The 22678-nt window shown below is 52.7% G+C and carries 15 protein-coding genes and 1 pseudogene; 5 read left to right on the forward strand and 11 right to left on the reverse strand.

What is annotated here, in order from left to right; genetic code table 11:
* Positions 1-181: 181 nt before the first annotated feature.
* Both OZX74_RS08995 and OZX74_RS09000 read right to left on the reverse strand, forming a co-directional pair.
* On the reverse strand, positions 182-1306 hold the full coding sequence (locus OZX74_RS08995; RefSeq protein WP_277156566.1) for a class C sortase: 1125 nt from the start codon (positions 1304-1306) through the stop codon (positions 182-184).
* A 171-nt stretch (positions 1307-1477) separates the two neighbouring features.
* Entirely contained in the window at positions 1478-3517 is a 2040-nt protein-coding gene (locus OZX74_RS09000; RefSeq protein ID WP_277156567.1) for an isopeptide-forming domain-containing fimbrial protein, read from the reverse strand.
* A gap of 860 nt (positions 3518-4377) precedes the next feature.
* Between OZX74_RS09000 and OZX74_RS09005 the strand changes: the two genes are divergently transcribed.
* The gene (locus OZX74_RS09005; RefSeq protein WP_277156568.1) at positions 4378-6285 is read left to right on the forward strand and encodes a BspA family leucine-rich repeat surface protein; all 1908 of its coding nucleotides are present in this window, start codon (positions 4378-4380) and stop codon (positions 6283-6285) included.
* Positions 6282-9758, forward strand: a complete 3477-nt coding sequence (locus OZX74_RS09010) for a hypothetical protein (RefSeq protein WP_277156569.1) — start codon at positions 6282-6284, stop codon at positions 9756-9758. The genes OZX74_RS09005 and OZX74_RS09010 overlap by 4 nt, the downstream gene beginning before the upstream one ends.
* Positions 9759-10581: 823 nt before the next feature.
* Here OZX74_RS09010 and crgA read toward each other — a convergent pair.
* Positions 10582-11103 carry a cell division protein CrgA gene (crgA, locus tag OZX74_RS09015; protein ID WP_277156570.1) on the reverse strand — a complete coding sequence of 174 codons (522 nt, stop codon included), beginning with the start codon at positions 11101-11103 and terminating at the stop codon, positions 10582-10584.
* Positions 11104-11190: 87 nt separating this feature from the next.
* Between crgA and OZX74_RS09020 the strand changes: the two genes are divergently transcribed.
* From OZX74_RS09020 to trxB, 3 genes are all read left to right on the forward strand, one after another.
* Positions 11191-11988: a DUF881 domain-containing protein gene (locus OZX74_RS09020; RefSeq protein WP_277156571.1), complete on the forward strand. Its 798-nt coding sequence runs from the start codon at positions 11191-11193 to the stop codon at positions 11986-11988.
* A 556-nt stretch (positions 11989-12544) separates the two neighbouring features.
* Positions 12545-13642, forward strand: a complete 1098-nt coding sequence (locus OZX74_RS09025; RefSeq protein WP_277157483.1) for a class E sortase — start codon at positions 12545-12547, stop codon at positions 13640-13642.
* A gap of 361 nt (positions 13643-14003) precedes the next feature.
* Positions 14004-15047, forward strand: coding sequence for a thioredoxin-disulfide reductase (gene trxB, locus OZX74_RS09030; RefSeq protein ID WP_277156572.1), 1044 nt, complete (start codon positions 14004-14006; stop codon positions 15045-15047).
* Between the two features lie 530 nt (positions 15048-15577).
* Here trxB and OZX74_RS09035 read toward each other — a convergent pair.
* From OZX74_RS09035 to rpmH, 8 genes and pseudogenes are all read right to left on the reverse strand, one after another.
* Positions 15578-17101, reverse strand: a complete 1524-nt coding sequence (locus OZX74_RS09035; RefSeq protein ID WP_277156573.1) for a ParB/RepB/Spo0J family partition protein — start codon at positions 17099-17101, stop codon at positions 15578-15580.
* A gap of 1 nt (position 17102) precedes the next feature.
* Positions 17103-18050, reverse strand: coding sequence for a ParA family protein (locus OZX74_RS09040; protein WP_277157484.1), 948 nt, complete (start codon positions 18048-18050; stop codon positions 17103-17105).
* A gap of 339 nt (positions 18051-18389) precedes the next feature.
* On the reverse strand, positions 18390-19076 hold the full coding sequence (gene rsmG, locus OZX74_RS09045) for a 16S rRNA (guanine(527)-N(7))-methyltransferase RsmG (RefSeq protein WP_277156574.1): 687 nt from the start codon (positions 19074-19076) through the stop codon (positions 18390-18392).
* A gap of 343 nt (positions 19077-19419) precedes the next feature.
* Positions 19420-19947, reverse strand: a pseudogene (locus OZX74_RS09050) (R3H domain-containing nucleic acid-binding protein); the annotation flags it as partial.
* Positions 19948-20045: 98 nt separating this feature from the next.
* On the reverse strand, positions 20046-21068 hold the full coding sequence (gene yidC, locus OZX74_RS09055; RefSeq protein WP_277156576.1) for a membrane protein insertase YidC: 1023 nt from the start codon (positions 21066-21068) through the stop codon (positions 20046-20048).
* Positions 21068-21358: a membrane protein insertion efficiency factor YidD gene (gene yidD, locus OZX74_RS09060; protein WP_277157485.1), complete on the reverse strand. Its 291-nt coding sequence runs from the start codon at positions 21356-21358 to the stop codon at positions 21068-21070. The genes yidC and yidD overlap by 1 nt, the downstream gene beginning before the upstream one ends.
* Before the next feature lie 248 nt (positions 21359-21606).
* Positions 21607-22122, reverse strand: a complete 516-nt coding sequence (rnpA, locus tag OZX74_RS09065; protein ID WP_277156577.1) for a ribonuclease P protein component — start codon at positions 22120-22122, stop codon at positions 21607-21609.
* An 18-nt stretch (positions 22123-22140) separates the two neighbouring features.
* Positions 22141-22275: a 50S ribosomal protein L34 gene (rpmH, locus tag OZX74_RS09070; RefSeq protein WP_277145976.1), complete on the reverse strand. Its 135-nt coding sequence runs from the start codon at positions 22273-22275 to the stop codon at positions 22141-22143.
* Between the last annotated feature and the right edge of the window lie 403 nt (positions 22276-22678).

Consider the following 22678-nt stretch of genomic DNA (forward strand, 5'->3'; position numbering starts at 1 on the left):
CTGAAACGTTATGATTTCAGGAAAGGCCATTCTTATGCTTACCGGTCTTAAAGTCTTAGCCGGCGTTCACCGGCGCTTACGTGCTTACAGGTGCTTTGTTAGCGCTTACCTGCGTTCACCACCTGTACTTACCCTGCGTTCACCCGACGTTTAGTCAACATTTACCGGTGTGTACCGGTGTTCATCGCTTTGGACCAGTCCGCGTCTGACTGATGTGCTTGGGATGAGCAGGCACTTCGCCCATAGGCGGCAGGCCACGACGATCCGGACGGTGAGGCAGCAGACGCCAACGAGGAATCGGCGTGCCATCATAGTGCCACGGCGGCGGCACCAGCAACCGATAGTTGCGGGTCAGGCAAATAGCTATGCCCAATATCAGCGTACCTGCGGCGGCAAATCCCGCCACCAATCGGGCGTCAGGTCGGTCGCTCAACTCCGGCACATCTTTGGGGATGTTGCCGCGTTCGGCGGTAATAACCAACCGCTGCGTATTAACGCCATAAGGTGTGCAAGTCATCAACGTGAGATAATCTTTGCCCGGTACGACCTTATAAAGATGGACATCATCAGGACTGACCACGTTGATATCGATGACTTTGTAGCCCATGGTTCGGTTCAATGTCTGAATGTAAATGCTGTCGCCCTTATTCAGCTCATCAAGCCTGGTAAACAAGGTTGCCTCGGGCAAACCACGGTGGCCGGTAAGGACCGAGTTGGTTGATTTGCCGCCGACTGGCAGGCTCGAGCCATGAAGATGCCCGACGCCGTCATTCAGCGTCTTGGCTGACGTTCCGTGATAAATGGGCAATCTCAATGAGATCGCAGGGATTCGAACGGTTCCCATTACTCCGTTGCTTGACTTCAGCATGGATTGATACTGCTTGTCCGAAGCCGAAGAAGTATCGTCATTGATATCGTTCTGGAACGGATCGACAAGCTCGCCTAATGTGAATTGCCCTGATTTATAAATCTCATCATTATAAATCTGAGCATCCTTGTACTCCTTGATGGTACGTCCACGAGGCCATTTCGCCATTTCCCTTGCTGCATTGATGGAGGCAATCGACTCTTGGCGTGCATGCACCGCACGATTGAGCGGCACCCACAGCACCAACGCAATAGTCAAAAGGACAAAGAAATCATGAATCACCTCAATGAGTATGCGGGTGAAAAGTTGCTTCCAATGATGAACAGGGCGTAATATTTCATCGAACTCAGGTGCGGAAAAACCTGTTTGAGGCGCACTCGACTTTTTAACGTCCAAGTCCTTGCTTTTATTTCCAGCACCCATGTCCCCAGTACCCATCAAATCATTCACAGTTATCAGTCAGCAACAACAAGTATTTCCGTCTAAGCATACAGAGAGCGAGAGGCCCTCTTGGAGCATTGCTTCAAGAGGGCCTCTCCCTCATCTACTCAAGTAGCCTCATCGATTCTTTCGATTCTCAGATGTTGCTTAAAGCAGAGACAGCACCTACTACTTTTGGATCCTCATCGCATTCTTGCGACGAAGTACCGACGTACCAGCTGCAATCGCACCGCACACCACAACCAAGGCGGCGATGAGAATGACGCCAGCGCCACCAGTCAACGGAAGCTGTGCCAAGGAATCAACGTTGGCCACAGTCAGCGGCGCAGTGTTGAAATCGGTACCGGTCGGTGTAATGAAACCAGCATACGTACCAGAAGCATCTGTAGTTGCGGTTACCAAGCCCCACAAACCAGCACTGGTAATCTTCGCCTTGACCTGCTTATCATGGCTGGTGTCGTAAACAGGGTTAGGACCACCAATACCAGTATCTCCAGCGTCGTATCGTGCGTTCGCAACGCTCAACGTGAAGCTCGGCTTTCCGGCCACCATGTGATGATCGGTTGCGTCACTCGTCTGCTCGATATCGTACGTTCCCTCGGGAACGTCCTTCAGCACCAACTTACCTACTGTAGGAGTGCCACCTGTAGTGACCGTACCGACTGTGACTGTGTCAGTCGCACCGCTTACACCTTGAGCCGCAACACCATAGGATCCATCGCCATCGCTGACGAAGTACAGCTTATCCGTTGTACCATGCTTGGTGACAGTGAAAGTCGCTCCGGCAAGCAAGGTGCCGCTGGAATCCCTCAGACGGTTCGACATGTCAATGGTGAACGACGTGGCGTAATGGTGGCCAGGATCGTTGCTGCCATGATCATGCCCAGTTTCTTCGTGGTCGCCACTGCTGCCGGGATCATTCGGATTGTTCGACCATTGCTCGTCGATATTGTTCGCAGCACCAGTGCCATTGACCTTCATGGTGTAGTTGACGACAATGTCATCGCCAATCGTGTAGTTCATGATATCGAGGAATTTGAGCGTGAAGTTTGGAGTCTGGTTCGGGCCGGTCGTGACAGGGGCCTGATACAGAATACCTGTGGTAGGAGCCGACGGAGCATCGACATCAGCGACCGTAGTCAGTGTCTTCGAAGCGCCACTAACAGTTACCGTCATATCCGCACCGCCAGCAGCGGCGTCAACAAGCTCCATGTTTGAAGGCTTATCAATGAGCTTGTACATATAAGAGCTGAAGCCCGTGTAGTTAGGTACCTTCGCCGTTACCTTGTAGGTAAGAATGGAGCCGATATGGATTCCGGAAGCGACTCCGTGGACTTCCGTACCGTCTACCTTCATCAATTCCTTGTCGACAGAAGGAATTTCAGCCTTTACTTCGACCGTGCCCAAATTTGTGTTTCCACCGGTGAACTTCTCGAGTTTGTTCGGCCCGACAGTGGAACCGACAATCATCGGAATGGACATGGCATTGGTGCCGCCTGTCACATCCTCAATAAGGTAGATACCTTCTTTAAGGCCTGTCAGCTTGTAAGTCTTGGCTGTTGCATCCCAATCGGCAGCTTGCAGCTCCGGAGCATCATTCACAAAAGCCGACTTCAACGTGGTATTGGTCTGCAACTTTGTCGCAAACTTACGCAGCAAACCGGTTTTATGCATATCCTTGGATTGGTCATCGTCGTTGGTTGCGCTCTCAGTGGTATCCGTCTTCGTATAGCCCAACCAATGCCGAGCAACATAGCCAATGGGGTTGGCCTTCTCGTCATCTGTCAGCTGATGCGAAGTTCCCGGGTTTGCTTCATCCAACACAGCCTGCACTTCAGTGGCCATAATAGGATTAATCTCTGTCGGAGTACCCGCTGCCACCGGGTTGCCAGAGTAAGGAGTGACCTTATCAGCCGTTCCCTTGACTTCCACGCCTTCGATGGTGGTTTCAGGGGCTGAGGTAGTCCTCGTGGCGGCCTTCCCGTAATCCCCAATACGCAAAGCGTAAAAAATGGACCCGCCACCTTCGTCGTAATATCCGCCATCACCCTTCTTGATGGTAATCTGGCCGTCGTCGCCACTTGTGGCAAGATCGGCAATGGTATCGTCAGCGTTCGCTGTACCGACTCCGGTTACACCGAGAGCCAGCAACGTAGCGGCCGAGAGTACTACTCCCACCGCCGAACGTATCTGTTTCCCTAATTTCATGTTCTCGCATCCTTACTCTTTTGAGCAGCACAACGGATTTGGCTAACGATTTCAGAAGCAGCACTTCATTGACCGCTGTACCAATTTCGTCCTTAATTACGCGCCATTGGAACCGATGAGGGAATCCGCTGTGACTCCAACAACTATTCCAGCATATTCTTCTCATCCGTTACAAACGGTACATATACAACAAGGAGTTGTCTTACTTATTGTACACTCTTCCAAGACTTTTGTGAAATACAATACATATTTTAAGAAAATTCTGGTTATCTCGACAGAAATATCTTATATACCTCGACATATCACAGCAAAATAGCAAAAGAATAGACAATAATAGTAATATTTGTCATATTACCCTGTAGACTGGTGTCAGTATAGTCATACACTTTAACAGTGGCTGATGGTGTGCCCACTCAAAGAAGAAAGGAACGCGTATCGTGAAGCTACGCAAAATTTTCACTGGCGGTGTGGCGTTACTGGCCTCACTCGCCATAGGTGCTGCCCCGCAGATGGCAAGCGCATTGCCACAGGTCAGCAGCCCAGTGCAATCGAAAGGTTCATCGTTGACCCGCGGTGGCCCACAAGTCGGGCCCCAAGATGTGCCGGCTTGCGTATCTCATGCAAAGAGCAAAATAATCCTGGGGGCCCTCGTACCCGTCCGTCAAAGGAATATCGCCTGGGAAGTAGCGGACGTCGGCGGACAATGTACCTTGAAGATCGAGCTTTTCAATTCGTCAAAGCCTAGCTGGAATAAATGGGCGCTAGCAACGCCTACCGTAGAAGATTCGAATCGTTATCCTTGGAAAAACGGTGTAAATCCAGATTCCATTCAGAAAGTCGTCATTGCGGATCCGATTGAAATGTCCGGCGATTTCAGCTATGTATTCCAATGGTTGCATAACGTCACGAGCATTGATTTTTCCAATGCCACCATAACCGGTCTGACTGGTACGAAATATATGTTCCGTGATGACTATTCATTGAAATCGATAGATCTCTCCGGGTTCGACACATCAGGTGTCACCAACATGGCGTCCATGTTCGAAGCCTGTAAAGACCTGCAAACCATCACGTTCGGCCCTGGATGGAGCACCGCGCGTGTCACGGACATGGACAACATGTTCAACAACACATATTCCCTGGTTACCCCTGACTTCAGCACCTGGGACACCAGCCAGGTAACAGACATGAGCGGAATGTTCGCCGGAAGCTGGGTCTCTTCCCTCGATCTTTCCAATTTCAACACGAGCCAGCATCCGAATATGCAGCAAATGTTCGACGGCTGCTCGAATCTGCAGAAACTCGATATCTCCGGTTTCGACACCACTGGAAGCAACATGATGTATATGTTCCGCGGATCCCCGATTCGTTTGCTGCGTCTAGGGCCAAATTCACAGGTATCGGCCAACAGCGGTTTGAAGCCCGGGCCTTTCAACATGGTCCACAAGGACGCAACCGGCGCCCCAGCACCTACACCAGAACACTGGGAGTGGGAAGAGGACCCTACGCCTGGAACATGGAACAAGGAAGGAGCCGTCACTCCCGGTTTTGATCCGAGTAACGGCATTGCTGCTCCCTCGGCACCGGCGTGGTACGGCAATCCGCCGAGCATGAGCGTGAAATTCGACAAAAATACGCCGGCAACCGTCACCGACATGCCCAGTGACCTGCCAACCCAAAGCAATTGCTGGCCGGACACGCCTTGCGGATTGTCAATTCCCCCTACAGCTCCACAACAAACTGGCTTTACCTTCGGCGGATGGACGGATGCCGAAAATCCGGGCAAAACCTATGAGCCAGGGGATTCCATCGATTTCAACTGGCATCGGTGGGACACATGGAATGAATGGGTTGATCCAACGCCTGGCAATCCGCCTAAATCTGATAACAACGCCCTTCTCAAGGCACATTGGCTACCGCGTGATGCCACCGAGCCAACTATCGACGGCATCACTGCCAGGCCGACAAGCGTTGATGGCAGCTACACGCCAGACGACACCATCACCGTTTCCGGCACAGCTCCCGGCGCCGACCTCGGCACCGGCATCTCCGATCCGAACAGGGACACCATCGAGGTCGGCCTGATGAAGACTGCCGGCAGCACATCCACCACAAGTGGCGATGCCGTAAATGCCACTTCCGTCACGCTCGATGCCAGCGGCAACTGGACCGCAACGTTCCATGCTTCCGATTTCACCGATCTCAAGCTGGATAAAGTCGGAACCGGCACCGTTTATTCGTTCCGCGCACGGCGTGTAAGCCATGATGGCACCAAGACGAATTACCAGTTCAAGCACAACAACAATCTTGATATTGTCGCTCCTGGCTTCGGCTCCGGCGCCGGCAAGCTGGATTACAAGACGCCTGCCGAACACGGCGGCACGGGCATCGTCTTCGGAACCGTATACACCTCCGGCGACGGCAGCGCCAACGCGCAGCCTGACCGCAACAAGCTTGCTTCGGAGGCCATCACTCTGAAATGGCTCGATTCCACTGGAGCGGCATTGTCCCTTCCCATCGACACCGCTACAACGGATGCGAACGGCAAGTTCACCATCAATTGGCCAGCCAGTGTTGTGGAGAATGACAAGGTCCAGGTGAGTATCCCTCCTGATGCCGCCGGCAACAGTTATTCCACGGTGCTGACGCTGAGCACCCGCGGCGCAGCGCCTCCAGAGGCACCTACCGGTGCCGCTGTGGTGACGCCTGTTCCGAAGATGACCGGTGTCAGCGGATCTAATCCGACCTTGACCAAGATCTCAAGGTGACGGCCACGGTCAAGCACCAGACGGGCGACAACTCGACTCCGATTATCGTCAACGGAAAGATCGGCAGTGGCACAGCTGTTTCAGCAAGCTCCATCGTTTGGGATCCACCTACACCTGGTAACGACGAAAAGACCGTAACAGCTACGTTCTCCGGTGCGCAGCTCCGGGCGCTTGCCAATCTAGACACCGTCGGCAACGGCGCAACCTACACGTTCACCATCACCCACGTGAACTCCGATAATGATACAGCCGACACAACCGTCAGCAAGGCCATTGATCTGGTCGCGCCTGGTTTCGATGGCGAACAGTGGAGCGCCTATGAGCCCGGAACCGCCGATGGCGGTGCCGACGGCGTAGTGAAGGGCACGGTGAAGACCGCGTTCAACAGCAACACCCGTACCTCCAGCATCGCTGAAGGTGACGTAACATACGCAATACAATGGTGTGGTGATACCGCATGCACTCCTAGTTCAAATGTGCATGCCGCCACCACCGGTACCTCCGAGACCGGCGCCAGTGCAGGCAAGTTCAACGAGTCGTGGCCTTCCGGCGTCAACGGCAGTAACCTCAAGGCAGTAAACGTGAAGGTTACCGATAGCGATGGCAACACCTTCAGCCACAAGCAGATACTGACACGTCAGACTCCGGATGCTCCGGCTGATCTGGCGCTTCAGACGCCGCTTGTGCATGTGACCAACGGCACCCTGAGCGGTGATATCGTGCTCAAGGGCACCGTTCCGCATCATGTCGCCAACGACGATGTCATCACCGCGACGGCGACCCGCGGCGGTGTGACCATCAACTCCTATGGCTCCACCGCCTGGAGCGGCAACAACTGGTCCGTCACGTTCCACGCAACCGACTTCGCTACCGGCACCGCCGATCCGATCGGCACGGGCAATGCATACACATTCACCGCTTCACGTACCGTTTCCAGCGGAACGGCAGCCACCAAGGACCTTACCAACCAATCGGTCGATGAAGTAGCTCCTGCCTTTGAGCCTACGGGGGCCTCGCAATCCCGCGGTCATCTGGTCGGCACCGTCTGGTCTTCGGGCGATAGCTCCATACAAACCAACCGTGCCAAGGAAACCGGCGTGACCCTTACGTTTACGTGGAAGGATGCTGCTGGTACTACGCTCGGTACTTCGACCACGCCAAGCGGTACAGATGGAGCGGTGGACTTCGCCTTCCCGAGCGATACCTGGGCCGGACGCATCAGCCAGGTTGACGTTCAGGCGAAGGACACCGACACCAACGAATCCGGCACGGTCAATGTGCAGTTCGACTCGCAGGCACCCGACATCACCGATGTCGTAGCGCCAAAGATGATCAACGGTGCTGCTGCTGTCGGCGATATCGTCGTGCACGGCACTTTCCCTGATTATGCCGTAGGTGACGATGTTCACGTCGAAGTCGTGAGCGGAGATACCAGCTTGGTCGCAGCACCAGTGAGCGGCACTGTGGCAACGTCAACTGCCGTCAACGGCTCCGCACGCACATGGACCGCCACCTTCCCGCAATCTGATTTCTCGGACACCGTGGGCAAGGGCAGCGACTTCACGTTCTATGCCTACCGCATTCGTTCCGGCCATGACTCGGCTTATGGCACGCCGAAGATGGAGCCCGTCGATATGATTGCGCCGACTCCTGGCGTCGCCACGCCGCAGCCGACCGGCAGCGTCACTGGTACGACGAGATCTGGCGGCTCCGCAGCTGTCGATGAAGGTGATGTCCTGCTGCACCTCACTTGGGAGAAGCACGATGGAACGCCACTTGGCACATCCACCACCGTGCGCAGCAATACGGCGGCGCCTGTCGGCAAGTTCACCGCGACACCTCCGAACTACGCAGCCGCGGCAACCAAGGTCTCGGTCTACGCCGAGGATGCTGCCGGCAATACGTCCGCCGCAACCGATGTCGATTTCACCCTCACCTATGCGCCTACGATTACGTCGGTCAAGGCTCCGAAGATGACCAATGGCGTGACTGTCACCAGCCGTGTCAAGGTCACCGGAACGCTGCCGGGTTATACGTATGTCGATGGAGATGCGATTGAAGCCATGGTGGTGTCGGGAGCGACTGCTGCCCCGGCGCCAATCAGCGGAAGAAGCGCTGTCAGCCAGACCATCGAACCAGATGGCACATGGAGCGCGGAATTCAATCCGTCGGATCTGCCCGACAATGTCGGTTGCGGCCAGAACTTCACGTTCTACGCCCGCTTGACCCGTGACACCACCGATTCCGCCTACGCTGCCCCCAAGGCTCAGAAGGTTGATATGGTGGCTCCTGGCGTTGATGTCTCCAGCCTGCAACTGACAGCCAGCCTCTCCGGCGTCGAAGAGACGACCATGTATCCTTCAACGCACACCGCGCATCATCCCGAAATCGGCGATACGATCGCGATTCAGTGGATGAAGGGTAGTCATGTGCTCGCGACGGACACTGCAACCAGTGGAGTCAATGGCACGTTCAGCGCCACCCCTCCCGCTGCTGCAGCGAGTGCCGATCAGGTAACCATGCAGTCCAAGGATGCCGCAGGCAACACCGCAAGCGTGCTCACCAAGTCCTTCGATCCCGATGCGCCCATCGTCGCTGACGTCGAAGCTCCAAAGATGATCAACGGCACAATGTCCGGCTCTGTCGTCACGGTAAAGGGCAGCATCCCAACGCCTCACGCCAATGATGAGGTCCAGGTCGTAGCTCTTCCTGCCGGCTCTTCCTCCGAAGTTCCGACTGAGGGAACCGCGGCGAGCAATGTGACCATCAACAGGGCCACCGGCGATTGGGAAGCGACATTCCCGATTTCCGACTTCCCGGATTCCATCGGCATTGGTCAGGACTTCGTCTTCCGTGCTCGTCGCAGCCTTGTGCAGCCCGGCACCACGAAGTATTCGGCCTTTGTCTTCACCGATACGCTGATTGATATGGTGGCTCCTCAAGCGCAATCACTCAGTTACGCAACAGTCGGCCAGAACGGCGAGAACGGCGGCACAGTAACCGGCAAGGTCGTCTCATCCGCGAGCGCGAGCGCACAGCCCAACCGCAAGGCCGAAGGTGGCGCCACGGTGCAGCTGACCTGGCTGAATGCGAACGGCAAACCGTTGCAGCACGCAGCCTCGTTGCTGAAGAGCTTCACGGGTACCTCTGCCACGACCAATGCCGATGGCACATTCACCGTCGCTTGGCCTGCGGACGTTCGTAGCGGCGATCAAGTTGAAATTCAGAGCCTTGATGTTGATGGTAATTCATCCAGCAAGCAGATTCTGAAGCTCGGCACCTTCGTCACCCCGAAGCCCAAGCCCCAGCCCGCTGCACAACCGGCACAGCCGAAGCCTGTCGCCAAGCCGCAAGGCGAACTGGCGAACAGCGGCGCTGATGTGGCGATGGTCGCACTTATTGCTGTGCTCCTGCTGGCCGTCGGTGGCGTAGGCTACCACTTCAGCCGCAAACACACGAACAATGAAGAATAAAGTCCTCCCTTGATTCCGGTGCAATAATCGGAACCTAAAATTGGGGTTCACCGATGTTTTGGTCGGTGAACCCCAATTTTTATATTCACCCACTTTTTATTCAAACTCCCGGCGACGCGCAGCAGATGCCTAGCCGGGGTTGCTCATACAGCTCTCCGACTCCGTTGAACCTATCTATGTTCGTCGGTCTACTAGGGATATCGCTCAATGTAGGTATCTGGGATGCCGTATCGGCCTCTTCGGCTCCATCGTCGATGTCGACCGGATAACCCGATAGACGCAAGAGCGACCAAGCCTAAGAACAATAAAAATAGAAATTACACCGCTGTAGTTTTCCACCGATGTGGAAAATCTTGTGGATAACTTGGGCGTTACCTGAGTAAAACTCTTATACTTATCCACGGCTATATTCAGAATCTTTTATTTTCCAACGATTATTCAATGTGGAATATGTGGATAACAGTTATGCACATGATCATAAACCACGGCAAGATACTGAATTCCATATTCAGTTATCCACACTTAGTCACCATACTTATCCACATTTGTGGGTAACTCTGCAGTTAACCATTTGGGTTTGCCCGCTTTAGATATTCAGCCGGTCAACGCGGTTTACCTCAGCAACCTCAGACCCACAAGCACAATCCTCTGCATACTCACGTCGTCAAAAACAGGACAAGCTAAAGAAACGCCGAGGGCAACAAAAAAAGCGTGTCTCCAACAATCAGGAGACACGCCTAACGATTTCGCACCGGCTTCAACGGCCAATCAATTTGCGAGCGGCAAAAACCAGATTCGTCTTAACGGCAAAGCGGGCGATTGGTTAACGCCACCACATGGTCATAATGAAGCCGACCATCACGATGCAGAAGGCAATGAGCAGATTCCATGCGCCGATGCCAGGAATCGGATACTTGCTGGTGAGGTAATAAACCACAGCCCATGCGAGCCCCAGAATCATGAGGAAGCAGAACAGCGGTACGAACCAGCCGGGATTCGCTTTGGTACCCTTGATAGTCTCTTCGACACGCTTGCTGTTTTCCGCCTGACGCTGAGCGACGCGACGCAACTGCGGGGTCATCGACTTCTTGTCGACATTCGTCGCACTCAGCAACGCATCGATCTTGTCCATTGGCAGGTCGAGGTCGTCATCGTCGATATCTTTCTGCTCGCTTTCCTTCGAGTCAGAAGAATCGTCACCATTCGCACCATCCGACTTACGGTCAGCGTCTTGTTCGTCAGCAACGTCATCAGCCTGCGTTCCAGGCTCGTCCCATGCCTTTTGCGCCTCATTATCCTGCGTAGCGGCGGCATCGGCGCCCTTGTCCAGCTCTTCGTCAGCCATAAGCGTAGTCTCCATTCAATAGCCTAAACGACATATTAGTGTACACTCGAAACAAGAGATTGAGTAAGTCAAGGAATTTGGAATAGCATGAAGGAAAATCCGGAGGGCAAGCACAAAGCGAAACGTTCGCGGCTTGGCGGGGTGGCTGTATTCCTTGTGGTCGCGCTTTCCGGATTCCTGTTGATGACCAACCTCCGTGTCAACAAAACCAGCGTGGTCAGCTCCGATACCGCACAATTGGTGGAGCAGCGCGTCTCCCAGGTCAACAAATTACAAAGCCAAGTGAAATCGCTGGGGTCGCAAATCAACACTCTCAACAAATACGCGGGCAAAGACAGCGCGAAAAGCAACAATTCCAGCGAAGACCCCGGGGCAGGGACCATGCTTTCGGCGGTCACCGGGCCGGGCATATCCGTCACACTCAACGATTCTCCGCTTTGGCAGCATATGGTTTCGGACTCAGGCACCGGAACGGCCACGAACATCAACGATTATGTCATCCACCAGCAGGACATCGAATCCGTGGTCAATGCCCTCTGGCGGGGCGGCGCCGAAGCGATGATGATCCAAGATCAGCGCGTCCTTTACAATTCAGCGATTATCTGCAAAGGCAATATCTTGATGCTTCAGGGCAAGCAGTATTCGCCTCCTTATACCATTTCCGCCATCGGCCCCAGCGACACCATGCGCGACGCGCTGGACGATTCGAAGGCAATCCAGACCTATCAGGAATATGTCAGCGCGTTCGGGCTGGGTTGGAAAGTCGAAGACAAAGACAACCTGCATTTCCCAGAGGCACCGGTGCTGCAGACACTCAAATATGCCACCGTGATGAAAACCGATAATAAGGACGGTGACGCCAAAACAACCGGCAGCGACAAATAAAGGCAACGAATAAAGGCTACGAGCGAAAAAGGGCTATACAAACAGATACAATTGACGCGTACTGGCTGATAGAGCGATAGGCGATTTTACGCCCTCAACTATTGCACGGCAATAACAGATCGATATGGAACGAGAGATGGATTTCATGGCTGATAACGACAAGTACGACTACGGCCGGCGTAAAGACGCCATCGAACCGACCGACTTGGATGAAGCCTTCGAAGATTTCGGCGTTCCCGACCCGCCTTCAGCCCCTCAGGCTCCGGCTTGGGCTTCGCAAGACACTCAGCCATCTTTCGCACAGCCTGGGGGCAATCCAGGGGTTGGCAATCAGGGTTTTGTTAACCAATCCGCAATGAACGGGCCCGCCGCCAACCAAGCTGCCGCCAACGCTGGGGATGCAAACGAGCAAACGCAGGTGTTCCAGCCCCTCCAGCCCTCCCAGCCAGGACAGAACACGGGACAACCCTGGCTCGCGGGGCAAAGCGATAATTCCGAGAGCGGAAAACATGGTCGGCACACCGGCAATGGCAACGGTACCGGTAACGGCGGCGACATCAAATCACGCTCGAAATCAAGGCGTTTGTGGACGGCACTCGGGATTTTCGCCGAACTGCTGTTCACCGTTGCCGCGATTTGCGCGCTGTACGTCGTCTGGCAGATGTGGTGGACCGGCGTGCAGTCCGAACACACACAATATAACCAGCGTCAATCCGTTTCATGGAGCGATCCGAGCAAGGCCTTAAGCTCTTCCAAGGGCGTCAAGATCGCAAAGGCTCAGGACGGCACTCCCCCGATCCAGCCTCAAAGCGCCAATCATGGCGATTTGGTGGCACAGATCTACATCCCACGTTTCGGCGACCAGTGGCAACGCAACATCGTGCAGGGCACTGATATGACCGCACTCAATCAGCACGGCATGGGACATTACACGGATTCCCAAATGCCCGGCCAAATCGGCAATTTCGCTGCCGCGGGGCATCGCAATGGATATGGCCAGCCTTTAGGAGACGTGGACAAGATGCAGGTCGGCGATCCAATCGTGCTGCGGACCAAGGATTACTGGTACGTTTATACCTACACGAGTTTCAAAATCGTGACGCCGGACCATGTTGAAGTGGTTGCTCCGAACCCGGAAAATCCGACGGAGGCGCCGACGGAACGCATGATCACGCTCACGACCTGTGAACCGAAATACTCCACGCCGACGCATCGTTGGATCACTTACGGAAAGCTCAAATATTGGGCGAAGGTCTCCGACGGCGTCCCGCAGGAACTCACCCATCTGGGGCAGAACGGCAAAGTCCAGTTCATCAATAATCAGAAGGAATCGCCTTTCGCCAAGCTTCCTTCGCTGATTCCTGTCATCCTCGCACTGCTCGTTATGTATCTGGTGCTGTTCATCGCCGCCGCCATCGCTTGGCGTTGGCCGCTTCGTCGCGCCATCAAGGCAGGCGATGTAAGGAAGCCGGACCCGAGCATTTACGGCGGATTGACCAGGCTGCAGCCGGGAATCAAGGGGATACGTATACTCCTGGTACTGCTGCTGCTTCTGGCCGCGGCGTTCGCCATCTTGCAGTGGGCCTGCCCGTGGGCGGCCAGCAACATCCCGATCCTGCATCAGATGTCGAACTATGTCGCTGTGACCAGTTGACGCACTTCTTGGACGGCAGCCAGGTGCCTGATGTGTTGTAATAAGCGACATTCACTTTACCTGTTTGTCGCTTTTGCATAGACCGGGCAAGCAAGCGCGTAAAAGGTGATAAAACGGGCATAGGACGACATTGAAGTTATTCGTCATTATCCCTAAGAGAATCTTAGCGTCCCTTTTAGGCCTTTTCTGAGTTCCTGTTTGGGTCTCTCCTGATGTCCTATTTACTTTCGCGGGTTTTTCTTTGCTGCCTTTTTGCATTTGCTGATACGTTGCTTGCGGCTCGTAGCACGATTTTCTGCCTTGGAATCAATGCCGGCTGCCGAAGGTTCCGATAAGCCTCACACAATGTTAAAGTGATTTCATGACTCAAGAGAATACACAGCAAATCAATTTTCTGCATATAACAGGAAAGAACACTGCAAACAGCACCCAAAACGATGCCCAGAATGGTGCTGAGAACAATCTGCGCGATGTCATTATCGTCGGCTCAGGCCCTGCAGGATACACAGCGGCCATTTATCTCGGTCGTGCGGGTTACAAACCGCTGGTCATCGCGGGCGCACTCACTCCCGGCGGGCAACTCGTCAACACCACCGAAGTCGAAAACTATCCTGGCTTCCCCGACGGCGTAATGGGTCCGGATCTTATGGACAGCATGCAGAAGCAGGCCGAAAAGTTCGGAGCTGAAATAGTCTTCGACGACGTGGTGTCGGTCGACTTCGGCGACGGCTCGGATCAAGGCGCAATGAAAAGCGTGACGTGCGATCAGGGCGACGTTTACCAGGCTCCAGCCATCGTGGTGACAACCGGCTCCAACGTGCGCAAGCTGGGCGTTCCGGGCGAGCAGGAATACTCCGGAAAGGGCGTCTCCTACTGCGCCACCTGCGACGGCTTCTTCTTCCGTGGCAAGCCGATTGTGGTGGTCGGCGGCGGCGACAGCGCCTTCACCGACGCGGAGTTTTTGACCCGCTTCGGTTCGTCTGTGACGCTGATTCATCGTCGTGACGAATTCCGGGCCGCAAAAATCATGGTCGATCGTGCCAAGGCAAACGACAAGATGTCGTTCATGGTCAATTCGGTCATCGACGAGATCAACGGCGAAAACGGAAGCGCCAAGTCCGTCACCGTGCGCAATGTCAAAACCGGCGAAACCACAGAGGTTCCAGCCGAAGGCGTTTTCGTAGCCATCGGCAACACCCCGGCCACCGAATTCATGCAGGGTGCCCTGAAACTTGACGACAAGGGCTATATCGAGGTCGACGGGGCTTCTACTCGCACTTCCCTGCCCGGTGTCTTCGCCGCCGGAGACGTGGTCGATAGCGTCTATCGTCAGGCCGTTTCAGCAGCAGGCATGGGCTGCCGTGCCGCCTTGGATGCCCAGGACTATCTGGATAGTCTCAAGTAATATGACGACCTTTATTCAGTAATTAGTCAATTATATTATTATTTGCTTAATTACTGATTTTACAGGTTGACCCTTGCATGCCGAATATTTTCGTTACGCTTGATGCCTGCGAGCTTTACGTTTTAAGTCAAGGTTTCGGCATGCATGGGTTTCACTGCTGAAATAACAGCCTGCCTTTGGCGCGATCCACAATACGGGGCAACTCACATTTCCGACAACTGAAGATAACAAGCACAGTCTGCATGGCATGATTACAATATCCAAGCAATTTCCTGTGCACATACTTAGGCCAATTCTGCTTGGTCAAATGCAATGAAGTCTATCATAATTTATCTAATAAGTGTCAAGTCCCTCTTCATATTGCACTTCAGATTCAAAACCTTGGCGTCTCTTCGTGTCTCTATATATTCTCGGCCCACGCCTTCTGCCATCTATACGCTGTTAGAATGACCCGAATAAAAAAATCCCGCCAAGCGACACTCATCGTTTTCACGATTGGTAACCTGGCAGGATTGACTATTGATAGGCTTTTATACCCACCCATTTTGCCCGTTGCTGTTTTGCGGCGGAACCAGCAACTTGACAATACGATCCATATCCTCGGGAGAAGAGAACACAATTTCGATACGGCCGTGTTCCTTATTGCCCTTGATGGCGACTTTCGTATCGAAACGGTTCTCCAACTTATGCTGAATCGGCGACTGAGCCCACAGATTATTCTGCTTCGCCTTTTGCTTCCTGGAGCTGCCTTTACCGTTCGTTTTCATCGCGACGATTTCTTCGGTGCTTCGCACAGAAAGCCCCTCGGCGATGATACGGTTGGCCAGCTTCTCCATGTCTTCCTCGCTGGGAAGACCGAGCAACGCCCTTGCATGTCCTGCTGAAAGAACACCAGCCGCAACTTTCTTCTGAACTGAAGGCGGAAGATTGAGCAGTCGCAGCGTATTGGCAATCTGGGAACGGGACTTGGAGACAGATTTGGAAAGCTGTTCCTGCGTAAGCCCAAATTCTTCCATCATCTGCTGATAAGCCGCCGACTCCTCCAACGGATTCAATGCCACTCGGTGCAAATTCTCAAGCAGAGCATCGCGAAGCATCTGATTATCAGAAGTCGTTTTCACAATAGCAGGAATCGATTTCAATCCCGCCAAATGAGCCGCACGCCAACGCCTCTCGCCCATGATTAGCTCATATTCGCTATCCATGTTCTTCTGCACATGTCTGCTGATTACACCATGGCTAGCGTCAGCCGAATCAGCGATTTTCTGATTTGCCGGACGCTTACGCACCACTACGGGCTGCAACACCCCGACTTCTTTCAACGATGCTGCAAGTTCTTTCAACTCGTCTTCGTCAAAAATCGTTCGCGGCTGATTTGCATTTGGACCTATGGCATCAAGGTCGAGTTCCACCAAATATCCACCAGCTACCGGCTTCAACTCTTTGGCTTCCAGCTGACTTGTATCATTGTTTTTGATAGGTTTCTTGGTTGAAGATCCGATTTCGCTACCGTTGTTCGCCGATTTGGCCAAGCTTTTTGTTCTCTTTTCAGAAGTCGCTTTATCTATAGTATCGATTTCCCCATCGCCAACGGTAGCACCGAAGAACAGGTCACTCGGATGAGCCATTCCTTCTTTCAGCGACGGCATGGACACACGTCTTCTGGTCGTGCTGACGGATGTTTCACGTGAAACATTCCTGCTTTTTGCCCCATCCTTTTTGACATTGTTGCTTTTTAAGGCCAAACCCTTTGATGAGGAAGGCACAGTCGACTTTGCACTTCCGGAGCTCTTTTTCTTGGATGTTTCACGTGAAACATTCTTCGTTTTGCCTTTACTTGAAGTCTTTGAAGGCTTGCTCGCGGTTTTGTTAGTTGCCAGTACTTTATTTTGAGCAGATGTTTCACGTGAAACATTATCAGCAGCATCGAGCTTTGAAGATCGCTGAGAAGCATCCGAAACTACGTCAGTCTCCTGACTCACTTTTTCCTGCTCCCCGGGCAGAGCTGGAAATAGTGCGCCAAGGCCTTTTCCTAAACGTGACTTCGCTGCCATATCAGTTTCTCCTCTGCTTTCTATCTTCCAACGCTTTCAATACTTGTGGCGACCTTCTGGCTATTTCCAATGCAGCCTCGCGATAGGACACCGCCCCGGTTCCCCTTGGATCATATTCGATGACTGTTTTACCAAAACTCGGCGCTTCGGATATCTTTACCGACCTGGGAATAGTGGTTCGCAAAACGATGTCTGGGTAATGATCTTTAACCTGGTCATACACCTCTTTGCTCAGCAACGTACGCTTATCGAACATGGTGACCAACATCGTCGACACCAGCAGCGAAGGATTGTAATGTTCCTGAACGAGACCAATCGTCTGAATGAGTTGCCCCAAACCTTCGAGCGCATAATACTCGGCCTGTATCGGAATCAGCACTTCATTGACTGCACACATAGCATTGATCACCAAAAGTCCGAGACTTGGAGGGCAGTCAATAATGACATAATCATATTTCTTTGTGGAAGAAGATAGGAATTTTTTCAATGCTTTTTTCAGCAAATCATTTCTATCAGTTAAATCCGCGACTTCTAGTTCAGCGCCACTCAAGTCAATGGACGAGCGAACTACATCCAATGTTTCAAAAGTGCCTGAAGTCTGTTTCACTTCATCAATGGTCAGCCTGCCTTCAAGCACGTCGTAGATAGACGGCTCCCCTGTGTTGTGTTTAACCCCAAGTGCTGTAGAAGCGTTGCCCTGCGGATCCATGTCGATAACCAAAACCTGCTGCTTCTGAAAAGCCAACGCAGCCGTAAGGTTAACAGTAGTCGTCGTTTTCCCTACGCCACCCTTTTGGTTGGCTACCGCAATAAGCCGAGTCGACTTTGGTTTCGGAAAACGAACCTTATTCAAGGCTTCATACCTTGATCGAATCTCGGCCATCTCAGAGCCGAGAGAATCACCTTTACTGCCGAAGATACGTCTGATTGTTTCCGAGGCAGATTCCATATCCATCAACTCCCTACGACTATCCGCCGCACATAACAGACTGTGGGATCAGCACAGTAATTACTTGTTCTAATTCTTCTAGTTTCGTCATTCGTATGGACAGATTCTGCATCTACACACTTATCCACACCGATGTGGATAAGTGTGCGTAACTTTTGTGCACAAATTCTTGTGTTCGAAAATTTGTTCGCTTAATCGTTGAAATTTCAATAATTACAGAACCTCCTTGAAATGCATTTAAAAATGTGGATAACTTTTTGAATTGTTGAAAATGTGGATAACTCCGTTCATAAGGGATTGTTTCACGTGAAACATTCAACATTACCAAATACGCTACCATTACTTCTTATCTATGATAACTACATGGGTTGGCTCAAAACCTTCGGCAACTGGAGCTTCGAGTACGTTAGGATTCCGGCCACCGTTCTTCTGAATCTCTTTTGCCGCTTTGCGAACTTCAGCTGGCGCGGAACGTCCTTTGAGGGCTATGAACTGTCCTCCGTGTTTGATCAGCGGCAACGTCCATCCACTCAGTTTGGTCATCGGTGCTACTGCTCGACAGGTGACGACTGCAAAAGGATGCAGGCTCTTATCATGCTTCAGCTCTTTGACATACTCTTCAGCCCGCGCACGAATGACGCGAACATTACCGAGTTCGAGTTGATCGACACACTCGTCGAGCCATTCTACCCTGCGCTCCATCGGCTCAATGAGCGTAACTTCATGGTCAGGCAGACACGCCGCCATGACGATGCCTGGGAATCCACCGCCGCTGCCGACGTCGGCTACGGTCTTGAACCGTTCACCTTCAGTTGAAGACTCGATAAACGGAACGACAGCTGCAGAATTCAAGATATGACGTTCCCATATAATATCGATATCTCGTGGGCCGATAATGCCGCGCTCCTCGCCTTCTTTCGCAAGTTTTTCCTTGAAGGTCGCCATTTTGTCGAAAACATCACCAAAGAGGTTTTCCAATAATCCGGACTTCTCCAGCTCTTCATCAGTGTGAATCTTAACGTCCATCTCATCCCCTATCTATCAAGATAACTATATAATTTACCAGAGGCTTTACACATGTTGAATGTGACGCCAACTTCTTTATTCGAAAGGACCGAAATCAGAACGAGGCCAAGACTGTATAAGCCGTGGCCTCGTTTTTCGTAAGAATGCAATCAATCAGAACTGCGTATGCTTGGAATCATCGCTGTTCATCAGTATCGTCATCATACGTATCTTCGGAATCACCGGAATCTTCGAAAGCATCTCGAGACTCACGATCATCCTCTGGATCCTGAATATCTTCATCGGATTCATCGTCATCAACGATTGTTTCACGTGAAACATTTTCGACAACAGTATCCTCAGGCTCCTCGTCATCGTCATCCAGCTCATCTTCCGCAGGACGTGGCTTTACATAAATGGTGACATAGCGATGAGGCTCCTCGCCATGCGAACGAGACTTCAGACCTTCTTCGCGTACCAGATCATGAACAACCTTACGTTCAAAGGAATTCATCGGGTCAAGGTTTGCGGGGTCCCCGGTCTCACGGACCTCGTCAATCACATCGAGCGCCAGATCGCGCAAATGCTGGCGGCGCTTCTTGAGGTAACCATCCACATCAAGAATCAGACGGGACCTATCGCCGGTCTTCTGCTGAACAGCCAAACGAGTCAATAATTGTAATGCATCAACGACTTCGCCCTTATGCCCGATAAGGTTTCTGATATCCTCGTCATCATCGGCGACAATCTGAACGGTGGGGCGCCCGTTACGCACTCCCATCTCAATATCACCTTCGTAATCCGCGATATCCAACAACCCCTCGAGATAGTCAGCAGCGATGTCAGCTTCGTCATTGAGCTGCTCGACCGTCTTTTCCTCATCACGAGACATATCCAACTCCTTTATCCGACGTATTGTCCTTAAGTCTAACCCAAACCCGACCCCGTATAGCATATGTATCACATACACCAACGAGGTCGGGCCCGAACTTACTTCTTCTTCTTACGTTTGCGTTTCGGCTGCTCACGCTGATAGCCATGCTCTTCGCGTATTTTCGCCGCTTCTTCGGCCTTCTGCAAGGCCTCTTCCTCCAGCGAGATCTGGCCTGCCTTCTCGCGACGCTTGTTCTCGTTGATGTGGTCGCGCTTTTTCTTCTCATCATCCGCGCGAGATCCCGGCGTCGGGAACTCACGGACCTGCCAAAGCGAACGCAGCATATTGCAGATGTTGTTAGTCAGCCAGTACACAAGAACTGCGAACGGCATGGAGACTGCGGAGAAGATGTACATCAGCGGGAAGACCCAGGTCATCATCTGCTGTATCTTGTACTGCTGCCCTTCCATCTGGGCAGGCGGCAGGTTCTTACGCATGTTGTTGAACTGCATGTACCACATCGCCAAGCACATCAGGACGGTAAAAATACCGATGACGATCTTGCCGGAAGCGTTGGCCATGCCAAACGTATTGGAGATCTTCAGACCGAAAAGATGGGTGTCGGCGAATTCCAAAGCGGTGGCCTTGTCGAAAGCACCGAGCGTTTCACGGGAACCGTGCGCGATGTAGGGGATGGCCGAAAGCAAGTAGAACATGCACATGAAGACGGGACCCTGAATGACCATAGGCAGGCAGGAACCTGCCGGGTTGTAATTGCTGTCCGAATACAGCTTTTGGGTCTCGCGAGCCATGGCCTCACGGCTTGCCGGATCCTTCTTGCCCTTGTACTTCTTCTGGATATGCATCAGTTTGGGCTGCAAGGCCTGCATTTTCATCATGCCGCGCATCTGCTTGATGTACATCGGCAGGATGATAGCGTGGACGACGAGCACAAGGAAGACGATGGCGAAAATCCACGATAGCCCTCTAGACGGCAGACCGATGAGGGTCATGAGCTTGTGGAACCAATACATGATCTCGCTCATCAGCCATTCGATGGGTGTCAGGATCTTGTATACCCAGCCAAACAGTCCTTGGTCGAGAAGGAAGTGGTTGTAATCGGGATTGGTGAACTGCATTAGGCCGTCTCCTTCACATCTGAGGCCAATGGTGTCAGTCGCGGCTCTTCGTGAGCCTTGGACCAGGAAAATCTATAAAAAATCGAATAATGCTGGGGCACGTCATCGATGCCGCCATTACTCCAAGGCCGGCAGCGCAACAACCTCAGCACGGCAAGCAATCCCCCGCGTGCGGCACCGTAACGGGTCACCGCTTGGATCGCATAGTTGGAACAAGACGGATAATACTTGCAGCAAGGTGGGTTTCCGGCGGAAATATGGATCTGATACCAGCGCACGGCGGCAAGCATTGCACGACAGACGGCGGAATGCGATTGGTCGCCGGGAGTTGCCGGCACTCTTGTACCCGCGACAACAAGCATGTTCCCCGCTTCCGTGACTTCCGAAACTTGCGGAACATTCGAAGAGGGGGCTTGGTCAGCATGGAAAGCCATCTGGCCCGTTTCACCCGTCTTTGCGGCCCGCACCGTTCGATCCGGCGTCTTTGAAGGAGTTCGGGCATCTGATGCCAGCCAGGTTTTCGATATACTCATCGCAGTCATGATCGGCCACCTTGGCGATTGGTAATCGGCTGTTCCTTATTCCGATCTTTGCGCAACTTGCCGTTTTGGCCAACCTTGCGGTTGACCGCATCAAACAGCTCACTGACCTGGGCATCCAAAGACGAGAAATCGGCACGTGCTGCACTTGGTTTAGCGCGCATGACAATATCGCAATGCTGCGGCAACGAGCCCTCGTAAGCTTTCGCCAACACTCGAAAACGCCGTTTGACGTGATTGCGCGCCACGGCGTTGCCGACGTTTTTTGACACGGCAAGCCCAAGGCGCCGCCCCGACTTGCCTTGCCGGACCGCGTCTAAGGCTATGGAACCTTTCATAGCTTCCATAGCCTTGCCAGCCAGTTGCGCGTGTGCTTCGACGGTATTGTGGCCATTGCCATAACCGCAACAAGAATCGTCGTACACCAAGAAATGCACGACGATATCCTTTTCAGTGACTTTTCTGCGACGCTTCAGCACCCGGACAAAATCACGATGGCTTTTCAGCCGATCCATGCCCTTGCCGCCGATTGATCAGACAGCCAGGTTCTTGCGGCCCTTGGCGCGACGACGGTTGAGTACCGCGCGGCCTGCACGGGTACGCATGCGAGCGCGGAATCCGTGCTTCATGTGGCGACGACGGTTATTCGGTTGGAATGTCCTCTTCATAATATGCTCCCGGTTGTTTTCAGCCATGCAAAAGCATGGCTCCTCATGAGTCAAGCTCTACCAAATTACTCTTACCCCTAGTCTCAAGTCAAACCAAACAGAATTTCACTAATTAAAATGTGGATAACTTTTCAAGTTTTTTCACAATTCACGGCAGCACCTCAACACAGATAAAAGGTTGGAGTTACGCGGTTTATCGTCCGAAAGTTATCCACAAATTACATTGATGTTATTCACAATTCAATGTTTTCAACACGCAAGGCGGTGGATAACTTTTCTATAGGTCGGAGTACATATAGAGTACTGCATCGCGGAAGTCAGCAGTGTGGTGCCACATTGAATCAAACTGGTGCGATGGACAAGGCATCGTTGCCGGGAATGTACGAAGAAACTAGGAAAGAGC

It is taken from the genome of Bifidobacterium sp. ESL0798, assembly GCF_029395415.1.
Lineage (GTDB): Bacteria > Actinomycetota > Actinomycetes > Actinomycetales > Bifidobacteriaceae > Bifidobacterium.

Coding starts and splice junctions, on each gene's coding strand:
- rsmG (WP_277156574.1), bottom strand. CDS start 19,076: ATGGACGTTAAGATTCACACTGATGAAGAGCTGGAGAAGTCCGGATTA.
- OZX74_RS09020 (WP_277156571.1), top strand. CDS start 11,191: ATGAAGGAAAATCCGGAGGGCAAGCACAAAGCGAAACGTTCGCGGCTT.
- rpmH (WP_277145976.1), bottom strand. CDS start 22,275: ATGAAGAGGACATTCCAACCGAATAACCGTCGTCGCCACATGAAGCAC.
- trxB (WP_277156572.1), top strand. CDS start 14,004: ATGACTCAAGAGAATACACAGCAAATCAATTTTCTGCATATAACAGGA.
- OZX74_RS09000 (WP_277156567.1), bottom strand. CDS start 3,517: ATGAAATTAGGGAAACAGATACGTTCGGCGGTGGGAGTAGTACTCTCG.
- yidD (WP_277157485.1), bottom strand. CDS start 21,358: ATGCTTGCCGCCGTGCGCTGGTATCAGATCCATATTTCCGCCGGAAAC.
- OZX74_RS08995 (WP_277156566.1), bottom strand. CDS start 1,306: ATGGGTACTGGGGACATGGGTGCTGGAAATAAAAGCAAGGACTTGGAC.
- OZX74_RS09040 (WP_277157484.1), bottom strand. CDS start 18,050: ATGGAATCTGCCTCGGAAACAATCAGACGTATCTTCGGCAGTAAAGGT.
- OZX74_RS09035 (WP_277156573.1), bottom strand. CDS start 17,101: ATGGCAGCGAAGTCACGTTTAGGAAAAGGCCTTGGCGCACTATTTCCA.
- yidC (WP_277156576.1), bottom strand. CDS start 21,068: ATGCAGTTCACCAATCCCGATTACAACCACTTCCTTCTCGACCAAGGA.
- crgA (WP_277156570.1), bottom strand. CDS start 11,103: ATGGCTGACGAAGAGCTGGACAAGGGCGCCGATGCCGCCGCTACGCAG.
- OZX74_RS09005 (WP_277156568.1), top strand. CDS start 4,378: ATGTCCGGCGATTTCAGCTATGTATTCCAATGGTTGCATAACGTCACG.
- rnpA (WP_277156577.1), bottom strand. CDS start 22,122: ATGGATCGGCTGAAAAGCCATCGTGATTTTGTCCGGGTGCTGAAGCGT.